Below are 14,551 nucleotides of genomic sequence, written 5' to 3' on the forward strand. Positions count from 1 at the left end.
GTTAACGCTATGCGAGTCCAATAAAGAACCCGGCGATGGTCGCGCTCATCAGGTTAGAGAGCGTTGCCGCCGCCAGAGCGCGCATTCCGAGCTGAGCAATTTCTGGCGCGCGCTGCGGGGAAATGGCGGAGAACGCTCCGACCACCACACCAATTGAGCCAAAGTTAGCAAACCCGCACAGCGCAAACGAAATAATCGCGATGGTTTTCACATCCAACGTGCCGCCGGTTTGCAGGTAGGGCGAGAAGTTGAGATAGGCGACGAATTCATTGATCGCCAGTTTCTGCCCAATCAGACTGCCAGCCAGGGTCGCATCGCTCCAGTCAACGCCCATGATCCACGCCAGAGGCGCAAGGATATAACCGAAGATCCCCTCCAGCGTGGCGTGGCCAAAACCAAACCAACCGCCAATCCCACCGATAATGCCGTTCAACAAGGCGATAATCGCCACAAACGCCATCACCACCGTTGCCACCCCAGCGGCAATTTTCAGGCCGGTCATCGCCCCGGATGCCGCCGCTTCAATAATGCTTTTCGGCGGCGTTTCGGTGAAAGAGAGATTCTCAAAAGTCACCTGCGATGCTTCGGTTGCCGGGCTGAGCATACGAGCAAACAGGATCCCGCCAGGAATAGCCATCAACGACGCAGCCAACAGGTAGTCGATTGGTACGCCCATACCGGCATAACCAATCATCATCGACCCGGCGATTGAGGCCATCCCGCTACAAATCGCGGTAAACAGTTCGTTGCGGTTAAGCTTGTCGATAAACGGTTTGACGATCGCCGGGATCTCGTTCTGCCCCAGAAAAATGGTGGTCACAGCAACAAACGATTCAATTTTGCTGATATTCAGCGCTTTCTGGAAGATTCCGCCGAGAATACGGATCAGCAGCCCCATTATGCCAAGGTAATAAAGGAGGCTTATCAGCGCGGTAACGAAAATAATGGCCGGCAGAACGCGAAAGGCAAACACAAACCCTGCACCGTCAAACAGCACATCCATCTTCGGGCCAACCAGCGAGCCAAAAATAAACGCGCTCCCGGCATCGCTATAGGACATAACTTTATGCACCCCAAGCGCCGCCTGTTCGACCAGCCATTTGCCCGGCGGAAAATAGAGCATTACCCCGCCAATCACAATTTGCAGCAACAGCGCTGCGCCTACGGTTCTGATACTGATGCGTTTTTTATTCACTGACAGCACAAAGGCAATGGCCAGTAACACTACCATCCCCAAAAGACTTCTCATGATGTCCATAATGATATCCTTACCTGGTGGAAAACCCGGCCTCAGGCCAGGTTTTCGGTGCATTTGATATCGGGGCGGGCAACCGCAAACAACCCGCAGTTGTCGTTACGCGATCTGCTGATACTCTTTGGCAATCTCGCAGGCCAGGATGGCGTTGTTAAAGACCAGTTGGATATTGGATTTCAGGCTGTCTCCACCGGTCAATTCCGCGACGCGGGCCAACAGGAACGGCGTACTCTCTTTACCCACCACGCCCTGCTCTTCAGCTTCTCTCACCGCCTGATCAATGGCGGCATTGATTTTCGCTTCCGGCATTGCGAACTGCTCAGGGATAGGATTCGCCACCACCATGCCGCCCTTCAGGCTCGACTGCCATTTCACCGCCATCGCTTTGGCAATTTCTTTGGCGCTGTTAAGCCGAATACTGACCTCAAACGGGCTGGTACGGCAGAAGAATGCCGGTAGTGCCGAGGTTTGATAACCAATAAGCGGAACACCGAAAGTTTCTAAATATTCGGTCGTCAGGCCCAGGTCGAGAATAGATTTCGCACCGGCACAAACTACGGTGACATTCGTATTTGCCAGCTCCTGAAGATCGGCGGAAATATCGAATGTTTGCTCCGCCCCACGATGCACACCGCCAATACCACCGGTGGCAAAGACTTTAATTCCGGCCATCGCCGCGATGATCATGGTGGACGCTACGGTGGTCGCGCCATTTAATCCCGCAGCAACCACAAACGGTAAATCCCGACGACTAACTTTAGTGACATTATGCCCTTCACGGCCAAGAAGTTCTATTTCCTCACGACTTAAACCGACCTTCATCACCCCATGAATAATCGCAATTGTTGCCGGAACGGCCCCCTGCCGACGAATAGTTTCTTCCACTTCCAGCGCCGTTTGCGCATTTTCAGGGAATGGCATACCGTGAGAAATAATGGTTGATTCAAGCGCCACGATTGGCTGATTATTTTTCAATGCTTGCTGTACTTCCGCAGAGACCTGTAATAATTCAGAGGAAATATTTAATTCAGACATAATCTTTCTCCACTAACTTTTTTACGTTTGCGTAAGATAATTCAGGATTATTGGTAAATTCCGATGAGAGCGCGAGGGAAGAGCACCCTTGAGCGAACTGCACCGCTTGAGAAAATGAACAACCGTCCAGCCAACAGGAAGCAAGACCGGCCATCATGGCATCACCCGCGCCAGTCACATTCACAACCTGGGTTTTCAGCGGTGCCGACCAACCGTGTTCGCCATCCTTTTCGCTGTAGTAAACGCCATCTCCACCCATGCTCAGCACCAGGCGCTTCAGGCCATGCTGGTGAAACCAGTCGGCAACGCGAGCCACATCATCGGTGCCGGACAGCGAGATTCCGCTGAGGGTTTCCGCCTCGATGCGATTCGGTTTCAGGGTATGGATTCGCCCCAGATGCTGGCGAACTTTCACGCATTTCCAGGCGGAAACCGGGTCAACAAAAATGGGCGTTGAACCCGTATTTTCCATCAACCAGGCCAGCGCTTCCTCACTGATATTACAATCAACAACAATCACCGTGGCTTCACTGATAAAGGCCTGATGTTGGCTTAGAAATTCCGCCGTAATATGCTCAGTAATGCTCATATCATTTATCGCCACCAGCATTTCACCGGTATTATCAAGCAACGATAAATAGCTGGATGTACCCTCGCCTTTGATGACCTGACATTTATCGACATGTACCCCTGATTGTGCAGTCTGAGCCAGTAAAGAATGGCCATAAAAATCATCGCCAACGACGGATAATAACCATGAAGATTTATTCAATAAGGCAATATTTTGCGCTATGTTCCTACCTACCCCACCGGGCGTATACTTTATTTTTCCAGGATTTGAATCAGCATAGTTCAGCGACATATTAGAATAACCAGCAACATCCATATTTGCCGAACCAATAATCACAACATAATCATTTTCAGGCATATAAATACCTCCAGCACAGGATGCTGTAAAAATAGAATTATTTAATACAAAGAAATAGGTCTTACTCTATTCAGATTAACTCCAAAAAAACACATGTTTGATTATGAACATGTGTTTATAATAAGCAATGAACTTTCAAAGTAAAGGGGATGTAAATAGGATTTTCATATGAACATGAACCCAATCACAGATTTCGGCCAGTATGGTTTTTAAACAGTTTAAAAATGCGAAGGAGAGCACATATGACGAGATTGACGCAAGGTCCCGGCTGTATACAGGAACGCTAACCGTTCGCGCTATGAGGGGATTTTCTGATGAGAAAGGACCTGAGCTTAATTATTCTGCGCTCCAAAGGTTATCATTCGTTCCTGATGAGCCAGTAATCGCTTGCTTATAGCCCTGCGCCGCATCGCTATTATTTGGATCCAACCGCCAGGCTTTGGCATATGCCTGAGTCGCCATATCGACATTTCCTGATGCCATCCCGAGTCGACCAAGCATAACCCAGCCTTCTACACTACCAGGATCGCTATGCAAACGCGTACGTAAACCCAGAGCCAGGCGCACCATCTCCTCTTGATTGAGCGGTTTTTCTTTCGGATACAGGACTCGTTTCAATAGAGTTGGCAGCTGCGCCGTCGCCTGCTGCCAGATTTTTACTTGCTTGTAGCTACCGGTCTGGTAATAGCTGAGGGCCGCGACGACCAGCGCAACAGCGATCCCCGGAATATAAATGGCAAATCCACCCTGTTTACCCTCCGTGTGAATGTCGTCAGGAAATGCTTCCTGCTTCAGCCGCACGCGGCGGCGCGAACGGGCAAAAATAATCCAGCAACCAGTAGCGACAGCGGAAATCGGTAGCACCCACAGCAGAATAGTCAGCGGGGTTAATGGCGGATCGTAGGTGACGAAGTTGCCGTAGCGCGCCACCATATAATCGATGATCTCCTGCTTACTTTTCCCCTCCTGCATCAGCTCATAAACCTTCTGCCGCAGGTCAGTGGCAATCATCGAGTTGGAATCAGCGATACTGTTGTTCTGGCATTTCGGGCAGCGCAACTGCTCAGTAAGCTGGCGAAACCGCTGCTCCTGAGCTTCATCCTTAAACGGCATGACGTCGATGGCGGCCAGCACCGACCCGGAAACGATCAGCATCAGCACGCCCAGTAACACCCTCATTGTGCAGCCTCCCTGCTGTATTGCTCCCAAAGTGACCTGAATTCACACTCCCACACCCGCTCGTTGAGATCGCCCGCATGGCGATAACGAATAATCCCTTTTCCATCGATCAGGAAGGTTTCCGGTGCGCCGGAAACCCCCAGATCCATTCCCATTCTCCCATCGCCATCAAATAGGCTCAACGCGTAAGGATTTCCCAATACTTTCAGCCAGGTCATAGCTTTCTGCCGCTCGTCTTTGTAGTTCATCCCCACCACGCGGATCCCCTGCACCGCGAGCTGATTCAGATACTGATGCTCGGCGCGACAGGTCGGGCACCAGGTCGCCCAGACGTTGAGCAGCAGCGGTTTGCCTTGGGTTAGCGCATCTGCCTGATAGTGCTGCCCGGGATTCTCCAGCGACTCAAGACGAAAGGTCGGCACCGGTTTACCGATCAGCGCCGACTCCAGGATGATCGGGTCATCCCATTCAGCATTGCGCGCCAGTTGCCACAGCATCAGCGCGGCGATGACCACAAAGATCATCAACGGGATCAACAGTAAACTGCGCTTCATGCAGCCTCCGGCACAGGCTGTCGATAGCGCGGATCGCACAGACACAGCAGCCCGCCCAGCGCCATTAATAAACCACCCGCCCAAATCCAGCGAATAAACGGTTTGTAATACAGCCGCACGGCCCACACGCCGTTGTCCAGCTCTTCGCCAAGGGCAGCATACAGATCACGAGTGAATCCACCGTCAACCGCCGCTTCGGTCATCACTGAGCGGGTACTGTTATAAAAACGTTTTTCTGCATGCAGTATCGCTTCCGCTTTGCCATTTCGCGTGACGCCAATCATAGCCACGCCGCCTCGATAGTTCGGCCCGGTCACCTCTTTGACTTCACGGAAGATGAAGCGATAATTATGAATTTCGATACTATCGCCCGCCTTCATTCGCACATCGCGCTCCACGCTGTAATTCTGGCTGAAAGCAATACCGACAACCGTCACTGCCACACCGACGTGACCGGCGACCATCCCCCAGTAGCTGAGGGTCATCTTTGCGCCGCGTGAAATACGCAAAGCGACTTCCGACATCGCCAGTACAAGGACCCAGCAGGCCATCGCCAGTCCGACCACCGTCATGGCGACAATCTTGCTTTCAAATAGCCACGGCAGGAGCAGAGACAGCGCCAGGGTGCTCCCCAGGGCGATAATCAGAAGACGCTGCAGCTTACGTGGACGATCGCGTCCCCAGCGCACCAACGGGCCGATGCCCAGCAGTAGCGCAAACGGTGCCATCAGCCAGCTGAACATCGTGTTAAAGAACGGCATGCCGATGGAGATGCTGCCCATCCCCAGCTGTTTATGCCCCAGCGGCAGCAGCGTCCCCAACAGCACTACCAGCATGGCAGCGATCAGCAGCACGTTGTTACCAAGCAGCAGCGACTCCCGTGACCAGAGGGCGTTATTCACCCGCGAACGCACCCTGTGCCCACGGATGGCGAACAGCAGCAGCGAACCGCCGATAACCAACACCATAAACGCGAGAATAAACATCCCGCGCGACGGGTCGGAAGTAAAAGCATGGACCGAAACCAGTACGCCGGAACGCACGAGGAAGGTTCCCAGCAGGCATAGCGAAAACGCGCAAATAGCGAGCAGCAGCGTCCAGGCTTTAAAACTGGCACGCTGCTCCGTTACAGCCAACGAATGCACCAGCGCGGTACCGACCAGCCACGGCATCAACGAGGCGTTTTCCACCGGATCCCAGAACCACCAGCCGCCCCAGCCCAACTCGTAATAGGCCCAAACCGAGCCCAACACAATGCCCAGCGTCAGAAAGGCCCATGCCGCCAGCGTCCAGGGACGGGAAAAACGCACAAAGGTACTGTCCAGCCGCCCGCTCAGCAGGGCGGCAATCGCAAAGGCAAAAACCACCGAGAAGCCAACATAGCCCATATACAGCAGCGGCGGATGGAAAATCAGCCCCGGATCTTGCAACAGCGGATTCAGGTCGCGTCCTTCAATAGGGAACTCCGGCAACGTGCGGGTAAACGGGTTGGAGGTAAACAGGATAAACAGCAGGAAGCCAACGCTTATCATCCCCATTATCGCCAGCACGCGGGCGACGATATCGAGCGGCATGCGCTGACTCAACAGCGCCACAGCGAACGTCCAGCCGCTCATCAACAGCATCCACAGCAGTAACGACCCTTCATGCGCGCCCCAGGTCGCCGCCACGCGATACCACACCGGTAACTGGGTGTGAGAATTGCGGGTAACGTAACTCAGCGTAAAGTCGTTCACCACGAAGGCGTTGATCAGCACCATAAAAGCGCCCATTACGAGGAAAAACAACAGCCAGGCGAAGAACCGGGAAGATGCCATCATTCGCCTATCGCCACGCACAACGCCCCATAGCGGATAGATGGAGAGTAATAGCGCGATGCCGAGTGCCATGCACAGCAGTCCGTTACCGATTTCAGGCATCATGATGACTTGCTCTCCGGGCGACGATGGTGCTCCTGCATCGCTTTTTTCACTTCCGGCGGGGTGTAGTTTTCATCATGCTTAGCGAGTACTTCTTTCGCCAGCAGATGATTTTCCTCGCCCAGTTCCCCCTGCACCACCACGCCCTGCCCTTCGCGGAACAGATCCGGCAGAATGCCTTCATAACTGACGTCCACCGAGCCTTCAGCGTCGTAGATGCTGAAATTAACCTTCAGTGAATTTGGGTCGCGTCTGACGCTGCCGGGCATCACCATTCCACCAACGCGCAGGCGCTGGCCCACCACCGGTCGTTGCTGTGTTTCACGCTGGCCATAAAGGATTTCACCCGGCGTATAAAACAGGTCGATGCTAGAGCGCAGCGCGTAGAGCACCAGCGTAATGGTCAGCGTTAACCCCGCCAGTACCGCGAGGGCCACCCACAGACGGTTGCTAAGCCGAATATTCATACCGCCTTCCGCGCCGCGCGCATGCGGGCTTCGCGGGCTTGCTGTTGCGCCACGCTGCGTAAAATCGAACGATGTTGTCTCGCCGTGTGTAGAACCAGCACCGCCAGCGGGATAACCGTCATCGCTACCGCCAGCCAGATGTAAAAGGCATAACCGCCCATGGCGAAGAAATCACCCCAGGTTGCAAATGCATTGCTCATCGGCGGCCTCTTTTTAAAATCAGCTCACTCACCCACGGGCGACGTTCTTCCATTAACAAAATCAGGTTGCACATGCGCATAAGCGCCAGCGAAATAAACAGCAGCAGGTAGCCGATAATCGCCAGGCGCAGCGGCGTACGCATCGCCGGGTCAATGCTTTGCTGCATGTTGGTTGATCCCTGATGCAGAGTGTTCCACCACTCCACCGAGTAGTGAATAATCGGCAGGTTAACCACACCTATCAGTACCAGAATGCCCACCGCACGCCCGGCCAGACGTCGATCGTCAAAGCCGTGCCACAGGGCAATCACGCCGACGTAAAGAAACAGCAGCACCAGTTCAGAAGTCAGCCTGGCGTCCCACACCCACCAGGTACCCCACATCGGTTTCCCCCACGCAGAACCGGTCGCCAGCGCAATAAAGGTAAACACCGCGCCAACCGGTGCCATCGCCACCAGTGCCAGGTTGGCCATTTTCATCTGCCAGACCAGGCCTATAAACGCCGCAATTGCCATCAGGGCATAAATCCCCATCGACCACATCGCAGCCGGTACGTGCAGATAGATAATGCGGTAGCTATCTCCCTGCTGGTAATCCGCAGGCGCAAAGCCGAATCCCCAGCTCCATCCCACTGTCAGCAACAGCGCACTGGCAATGCCCAGCCACGGGACCAGCCTGCCGCAGAGCAGATAAAGCTGCGAGGGATTCGCAAGCTGATAGAGTGTTTTCCACATAATTGAGTCACCAGAGCAGATAATAATGAGTGTGTTGATAAAACCTTTGCCGGATGGCGGTGCAAACGCCTTATCCGGCCTGCAAGCTGATACGTAGCGCAGCCGCCGTCGCAAAGGGGCTCAACGTTGCGCTGCCCGCCAGCAACGCGCCCAGAATCGCCATGTAATCCTTAACAGGCAGATGCATAGCAGCCGCCTCCATCGCGGCGGTCGCAAAAATCAGTATCGGAATGGTCAGCGGCAGCACCAGCACGCTCAGCAGCACACCACCGCGCTTTAGCCCGACGGTCAACCCAACGCCCGGCGCGCCGAGAAAGCTCAGCGTCGGCGTTCCCAGCAGCAGAGTCAGTGCCATGATTTGCCAGCCGTAAACGTCCATTCCTAACAGCAGCGCCACCAGTGGTGAGAGGATAAGCAGCGGCAGGCCGGTCACCACCCAGTGGGCCATTACCTTCGCCAGCACCACCGCTGATAACGGCAGCGGCAGCAGCATCAGTTGTTCGAGGCTCCCGTCCTGTAAATCGTCGCGAAACAGGCGCTCCAGCGCCAGCAGCGAGGAAAGCAGCGCGGCGACCCAGATAATTCCGGGGGCGATGCGTGCCAAAAGCTGCGGCTCAGAGCCAACACTCAGTGGGAACAACGTAATAACAATCAGGAAAAACCACAGCGGATTGGCGATTTCCGCACGATGGAGAAACGCCACCCGCAGCTCAAGACGAAAAATCCGCCACATCATCACCCGGCCTCCTCGCCGCTCAGCGCAATGAGGCGAATCTTATCGGTCGCCATGTTTATGGGCTGATGGGTGGTGAGAATGACAATGCCGCCCTGCTCGGTGTACTGCGCCATCCGTTGCGTCAGGCGTTCCACGCCGTTCACATCAATGGCGGTAAAAGGTTCGTCGAGGATCCAGAGCATAGCGCGCGTCAGCCAGAGTCGTGCCAGGGCAACCCGGCGCTGCTGCCCGGCGGAGAGTTGATTAACGGGAATATCTTCGTATCCACCAAGACCCGCCTGAGCCAGCGCATTCATACATTGAGTTGCGTTACCGTCATGATGGAAAAAACGCAGGTTCTCTAGCGCCGAAAGCCGGCTTTTAATCCCTGGCTGATGGCCAATCCACAGCAGGTTTTGTTGATAGCTGTCGCGCACACGATGCAGCGGCTGCGCCTGCCAGTACACTCCCCCGACGTCAGGGCGAGCCAGTCCGCTGAGCAACCGTAGCAGAGTCGTTTTCCCCACGCCGTTGCCCCCGGTAATTTGTATCCACTCCCCCGCTTTCACCTGGAACGATAAATCGCTAAACAAGATTCGTTCATCTCGCTCGCAGCGGAGCTTTCTGGCTTCAAGCATATTACCCACTCTCTCTCGCTTATTTCGGCGAACGTCTCTTCATTCGTCGTAAAACCCATAGCAATCCCAGCATCACGGTGAGGTAGCCCATGACGTAAATTCCCTGCTGTTTTCGCGCCCTGAGATCCGGATCCGCAGCCCATGCCAGAAAAGCGGTGACATCCCGAGCATACTGCTCTTCTGTTTCGGCTATCTGCGACGCCGTTTGCCAATGAATTTCGCCATCCGTAAGCGGCTTTGGCATATTAATTACGCCACCAGGAAAGTAGCGATTAGCCTTCATTTCAGGATCGTCGGGCCGGTAACCGGTTAATAGTGCGAAGACATAATCCGCCCCCTGATCCGTGTAGGGTAAAAAGGCATCAAACAGGAATTGTGGGAATCCGCGATCGTATGATCGGGCGCGGACGATATAGCTCAGGTCAGCGGGTTCCGTACCATTGTTAAGGTATCGCGCTTCCTGAACGTTAAGATATGGCGATGTAAAACTGTCATTTAGCGTACCGTCCCGCTCGCCAACCTGGCCGTCATCCTGTATATCAGGAAACTGATAGCCGCTGGCGATACTTTTTGCTTCTTCGAGCGTGAGTTCCGGGCCGCCGGGTCTGGTCAGGGTGCGAAAAGTGAGGTACTTCATACCGTGACAGGCGCGACACTTCTCTTCATAAACCTGCATGCCGCGCCGAAGCTGATCTTTATCATACTGGCCCGTGATGCCGCTAAAGCTCCAGTCCTGCCGCACAGGCGTGGGTTCTTTCGCCCAAGCAAAACCCAGCCCTAAAAGTGACAGACACAGAACGCTGAATTTCAATAATCGCGTCATCATCAGTCCTGTTTTTCCAGAAAACGGCGGCAGGGCAGCACGATTAAAAACCAGGCAAACCAGATCAGCGTTGAAAGCTGCGACGCCGCGCGGATCCAGCCCTCTTGATTGCGGAAACCGTCAATAAGGTCAGGTCCCACCAGCGCTTTTGTTCCCAGCCAACCTAAAAAGCAGGCATTGATAACCCACAGCCAAAATCCGCACTTAACCAGCTTGCTGTAATGGCGAAAACGGGCCCGAGAGGAATCCAGCCAGGGCAAGAAATAGAAAATCAATACCGAGCCGCACATCGCGACTAACCCGGCGAATTCATTCGGAAAACATCGAAGCATCGAGAAAAAAGGAAGAAAGTACCATTCAGGAGCCACAATCGCTGGCGTAACCGTTGGATCAGCTGGGATAAAGTTATCTGCGCTGCTCATGTAGTGCGGCGCGAAGAATAAAAACCAGGCGAAGAGCATCAAAAACAGGGTGATTTTGATGGCATCAAGATCGGTGATTTTATAATCAAACAAAAGCTTTCTGGACTCTTTCTCACTAAAGGTCTTCTTCATCGCCTGCGCAAAAGCAGACTGGACACTACGAACGTGGAAAATCGTCACGACAACAATTGCGAAGGGAAGCATAAAGTGCAGAACAAAAAAACGGCCAAGCATCGGGGTACCAGGCGTATAGCCGCCGACCAGAAACGCATACAACGTATCGCCCACCAGCGGGATGGCCTGTGCAAAACGGGTAATGACGGTTGCCGCCCAGTAGCTTTTTTGCCCCCAGATGAGGCTATAGCCAAGAAGTGCGGTAATCATCAGCAAGACGTATAGCGTTACGCTAATCATCCACATTGCAACCCACGGCTTGCGATATACGTTGTAGTACATGCCGCGAAAAATATGTAGATAGCAGGCGAAGAAAAAAAGCGATGCGCCAGTGGCGTGCAGATTACGCAGCAGTTCTCCGTGGCTTACCGCGCGCATAATATGCATGATGGAATCAAATGCCAGCTCAGCCGTCGGCACGTAAAACATCGCCAGTACGATACCGGTAATGATTTGCACGCCGAGCATGACCAACAGAATAGCGCCGATAGCAAATACCCAGAGTCCGGCAACCGATCGGGGAAAAGGGATACGCCAACGGAGCGAATAAGCGCGCGCAGTCGTCATCTCAGACTTCCTTAGCGCCGATGCGCACGGTCAGACCATCGGGATGAAAAGTAAAGTCGGGAACGGCCAGATTCGCGGTCGCCGGTCCGCGGGTAACGCGTCCGGAGGCATCGAATTCAGACCCGTGGCACGGACAAACCCAGCCCTGCCCGCCAGTTCTGGCGTTTGGCACGCACCCGGCATGAGGGCAATATCCCTGAACAACCAGCCATTGGGGATAATCGGCATTAACCCTTTCGTTGTCTGCCTGTGGGTCAATGAGTTTATGGCTTTCGACATCCCGGGCGGCAGCTATCTCATCTGCAGTCCGATGGTGAATAAGAATGAGCTTGCCTTGCCAGACACGCCTAACGGTTTGACCGACAGCCACACCAGCAAGGGAGACATCGATCGGTTCATTTTCTCCGGCCATCTTTTCATCCGGTCCCAGAGCGGATACCAGCGGCCAGACGGCAGCGGCAACGCCTGCAGCGCCAACGAATTTTGTCAGCCTGCACAAGCAGTCGCGGCGCTGTTCCTGAATTTCATCACTGGTATGTTTGTTATCCGCCACAGCGCAATTCTCCCTGAGTGTCGCGAGCTACTGCTTGTCGATACGTGAGTAAATATCCTGGAAGCGTTTATCGGCAATTCCCGGTGCTTTAAACGCGCGATAGCTATCCGGCAGAGTGACATCACCAACCTTAATCAACATCACCATGCCCTGCGCGTAGTGTGGCGTGCATTTGACGCCGTAAAATCCGGCATTGTCATATTTCACTTCGATCTCTTCATCGATTTTGCCCATAAACCCCGGATAATCCGCCGGAGACAGTTCCGGGATGGAGGCCGCGTTATGGCTTTTATGCTTACGGATAAACTTCACCGTATCACCAGGTTGGATCTCCAGATAATCCGGCTCATAGATCATTGGCCCTGCCGTCCCGCGATTTTTCATTAACACTTCATGAGTTTGTGCGAAGACTGAAGAAGTGAAGGCCAGTAAACATAAAACTTTCAGACTCTGTTTGAGGTATTTCATCGATTCTTCCTTAGAATTCATCAGGTCTCTGATAACGAATAAAGCAGCTTGTACCGCCAGGTTCGCGTTCAACAATGGCGTCAATACCAAACCAGGTGCTGAGGTGTTCCCGGGTAAAAATGGTGCCCGGTGCGCCCTGCATCACCATGCGTCCAGACTTCATCACGATGATGCGATCGCAAAACATCGCGGCATGATTGAGGTCGTGCAGGGCGGCAATCACCGTGAGCTTTTCACGTTTAACCAGGCTAAGCAGGCCAATCTGATGTTGAATGTCGAGGTGGTTGGTAGGTTCATCCATTAGCAACAACTGCGGCTGCTGTGCCAGCGCTCGGGCGATATGCAGGCGCTGCTTTTCTCCACCGGAGAAGGTATGCCAACAGCGATGCTGTAATGCATGAAGATCAACTTTCTCCAGCATGGTCTGCACGATGTCATCATCATTCGCAGACCAAGGTGACAGCAGGCTAAGCCAGGGGGTCCGTCCCAGCGAAACGGCCTGCAAAGCGGTAATACGTTCACCTGTCTCAGCCTGTTGTTCGACCAGCGCCACCTGCTGTGCAAGGTGGCGACGTGAGTAATGGTGGAGTGCTTTTTGCTGTAGCGTGATGCGTCCAGACGTGGGTTTCAACAAACCTGCTAACAACGAAATGAGTGATGTTTTACCCGATCCGTTAGGGCCAATAATCCCGACAAACTCGCCGGGAGCCACCCTGAGCGAGACATCATCAACGATCGCTTTGCCTTTTACCTTCCAGCGCAGGTTACACGCCTCGATAACGACTTCAGCCGAGGCTAAAGGAGACAGTACAGAATTGACGGTCATTTGGCCTTATTTCCTCTGATCAGGATGATTGAAAACGCGGGCGCACCGACCAGAGCCGTGATCACACCTATAGGTAATACCTGTCCGGGTAGTAATGTGCGGGAGATAACATCGGCAATGATGAGAAAAATTGCCCCAATCAGTGCGCTAACTGGCAACAGGCGATGGTGTTGGTTACCAACCAACATACGGGCAGCGTGGGGGATAACCAGACCAACAAAGCCAATGGCTCCGACGATGGAGACCATAATCGCCGTCATACCGGTGACAGCGGCGATAAGTACCGCACGGGTGCGTTTGACAGGAATTCCCAGCGATGCCGCAGACTCAGCGCCAAAGGAAAAAGCATCTAGATGGCGGGCATAACAGAAGCACAGTGCGACACCGACCAGGGCAGTAGGAATGGCTAAGACAACATCGGACCAGCGCACGCCGCTCAGGTTACCCAACAGCCAGAACATAATACCGCGCGCCTGCTCGGCGTTTGCTGAGCGGGTAATGATCAGAGAAGTAATGGCGTTGAATAGCTGCGAACTGGCGATCCCGGCAAGAATGATTTGGGTTGTAATGCCACCACCTTGCCTGCCGCCTGCAGCCATCGCCAGCAAAGCGACGAACAGAAATGCCGCCAGCGCACCAATGAAAGCGCCAAATGACATACTGATGATCCCGGCCCCCAGACCGGTGAGCGCAACCAGTACTGCACCGGTAGAAGCCCCGGCGGAAATGCCCAGCAGATAGGGCTCAGCAAGCGCATTACGCAGTATCGACTGTAGCACTACCCCGGACACCGCGAGGCACGCGCCGCAGCAGGCAGAAACCAGGGCTCGCGTCAGGCGATAGTTCCAGATGATCCCGGCATCCAGCGCATCGACTGGATAGTCAGTATCAAGCAGACGATTTGCCAGCGTACTGAGTACATGCTGCCAGGGGATAAGCGTTTCGCCAATGGAGATCCCCGCCAGCAGTACGCAGCACATTAGCACACTGACCCAAAGGGCATGTCCACCGACTCTTACCGCAAGCTGACCAACAGCACGACGCATCCTGCGAGAATCACTCATGATTATATCTGCGTTCCTGAGTAACGGAGA

General features: G+C 53.9%; 16 protein-coding genes and 1 pseudogene. All 17 read right to left on the minus strand.

The genetic code is table 11. From position 1 onward, the window contains the following. Window positions 1–7 precede the first annotated feature (7 nt). The 17 genes and pseudogenes from QVF11_RS01010 to QVF11_RS01090 all read right to left on the minus strand — a co-directional run bounded on the left by QVF11_RS01010 (window position 8) and on the right by QVF11_RS01090 (window position 14,521). Window positions 8–1,258, minus strand: coding sequence for a NupC/NupG family nucleoside CNT transporter (locus tag QVF11_RS01010; protein WP_110272379.1), 1,251 nt, complete (start codon window positions 1,256–1,258; stop codon window positions 8–10). Between the two features lie 96 nt (window positions 1,259–1,354). Then, on the minus strand, window positions 1,355–2,290 hold the full coding sequence (locus QVF11_RS01015; RefSeq protein ID WP_110272378.1) for a pseudouridine-5'-phosphate glycosidase: 936 nt from the start codon (window positions 2,288–2,290) through the stop codon (window positions 1,355–1,357). Next, entirely contained in the window at window positions 2,283–3,218 is a 936-nt protein-coding gene (locus QVF11_RS01020; RefSeq protein ID WP_287854884.1) for a pseudouridine kinase, read from the minus strand. The genes QVF11_RS01015 and QVF11_RS01020 overlap by 8 nt, the downstream gene beginning before the upstream one ends. 339 nt (window positions 3,219–3,557) lie before the next feature. Next, window positions 3,558–4,397: pseudogene (locus tag QVF11_RS01025) on the minus strand (cytochrome c-type biogenesis protein CcmH); the annotation flags it as partial. Then, entirely contained in the window at window positions 4,394–4,951 is a 558-nt protein-coding gene (gene dsbE, locus QVF11_RS01030) for a thiol:disulfide interchange protein DsbE (RefSeq protein ID WP_287854886.1), read from the minus strand. The pseudogene QVF11_RS01025 and the gene dsbE, both read right to left, overlap by 4 nt. Then, complete coding sequence (locus QVF11_RS01035; protein WP_287854887.1) at window positions 4,948–6,873, minus strand: heme lyase CcmF/NrfE family subunit; 1,926 nt, start codon at window positions 6,871–6,873, stop codon at window positions 4,948–4,950. Before QVF11_RS01035 ends, dsbE begins: the two co-directional genes overlap by 4 nt. Further along, on the minus strand, window positions 6,870–7,337 hold the full coding sequence (gene ccmE, locus QVF11_RS01040) for a cytochrome c maturation protein CcmE (RefSeq protein ID WP_287854889.1): 468 nt from the start codon (window positions 7,335–7,337) through the stop codon (window positions 6,870–6,872). Before ccmE ends, QVF11_RS01035 begins: the two co-directional genes overlap by 4 nt. Next, window positions 7,334–7,537: a heme exporter protein CcmD gene (gene ccmD / locus QVF11_RS01045; protein ID WP_287854891.1), complete on the minus strand. Its 204-nt coding sequence runs from the start codon at window positions 7,535–7,537 to the stop codon at window positions 7,334–7,336. The genes ccmE and ccmD overlap by 4 nt, the downstream gene beginning before the upstream one ends. Next, entirely contained in the window at window positions 7,534–8,271 is a 738-nt protein-coding gene (locus QVF11_RS01050; RefSeq protein ID WP_287854893.1) for a heme ABC transporter permease, read from the minus strand. The genes ccmD and QVF11_RS01050 overlap by 4 nt, the downstream gene beginning before the upstream one ends. Window positions 8,272–8,341: 70 nt before the next feature. Next, window positions 8,342–9,010, minus strand: coding sequence for a heme exporter protein CcmB (gene ccmB, locus QVF11_RS01055; protein WP_142512982.1), 669 nt, complete (start codon window positions 9,008–9,010; stop codon window positions 8,342–8,344). Beyond that, entirely contained in the window at window positions 9,007–9,624 is a 618-nt protein-coding gene (gene ccmA / locus QVF11_RS01060) for a cytochrome c biogenesis heme-transporting ATPase CcmA (RefSeq protein ID WP_287854895.1), read from the minus strand. The genes ccmB and ccmA overlap by 4 nt, the downstream gene beginning before the upstream one ends. A gap of 19 nt (window positions 9,625–9,643) precedes the next feature. Next, window positions 9,644–10,447, minus strand: a complete 804-nt coding sequence (locus tag QVF11_RS01065; protein ID WP_353738506.1) for a cytochrome c1 — start codon at window positions 10,445–10,447, stop codon at window positions 9,644–9,646. 2 nt (window positions 10,448–10,449) lie between these two features. After that, window positions 10,450–11,610 (minus strand): cytochrome b, encoded by a 1,161-nt coding sequence (locus QVF11_RS01070; RefSeq protein WP_287854898.1) that lies wholly within the window; start codon window positions 11,608–11,610, stop codon window positions 10,450–10,452. Window position 11,611: 1 nt separating this feature from the next. Next, on the minus strand, window positions 11,612–12,163 hold the full coding sequence (gene petA / locus QVF11_RS01075; RefSeq protein WP_287854900.1) for a ubiquinol-cytochrome c reductase iron-sulfur subunit: 552 nt from the start codon (window positions 12,161–12,163) through the stop codon (window positions 11,612–11,614). Between the two features lie 27 nt (window positions 12,164–12,190). Continuing rightward, window positions 12,191–12,631 carry a pseudoazurin gene (locus QVF11_RS01080; RefSeq protein ID WP_112213069.1) on the minus strand — a complete coding sequence of 147 codons (441 nt, stop codon included), beginning with the start codon at window positions 12,629–12,631 and terminating at the stop codon, window positions 12,191–12,193. 10 nt (window positions 12,632–12,641) lie between these two features. After that, complete coding sequence (locus QVF11_RS01085) at window positions 12,642–13,457, minus strand: ABC transporter ATP-binding protein (protein WP_287854902.1); 816 nt, start codon at window positions 13,455–13,457, stop codon at window positions 12,642–12,644. Next, on the minus strand, window positions 13,454–14,521 hold the full coding sequence (locus tag QVF11_RS01090) for a FecCD family ABC transporter permease (RefSeq protein ID WP_287854903.1): 1,068 nt from the start codon (window positions 14,519–14,521) through the stop codon (window positions 13,454–13,456). The genes QVF11_RS01085 and QVF11_RS01090 overlap by 4 nt, the downstream gene beginning before the upstream one ends. Window positions 14,522–14,551 lie beyond the last annotated feature (30 nt).

The sequence above is a fragment of the Klebsiella sp. genome (genome assembly GCF_027492335.1).
Classification (GTDB): domain Bacteria; phylum Pseudomonadota; class Gammaproteobacteria; order Enterobacterales; family Enterobacteriaceae; genus Klebsiella; species Klebsiella huaxiensis.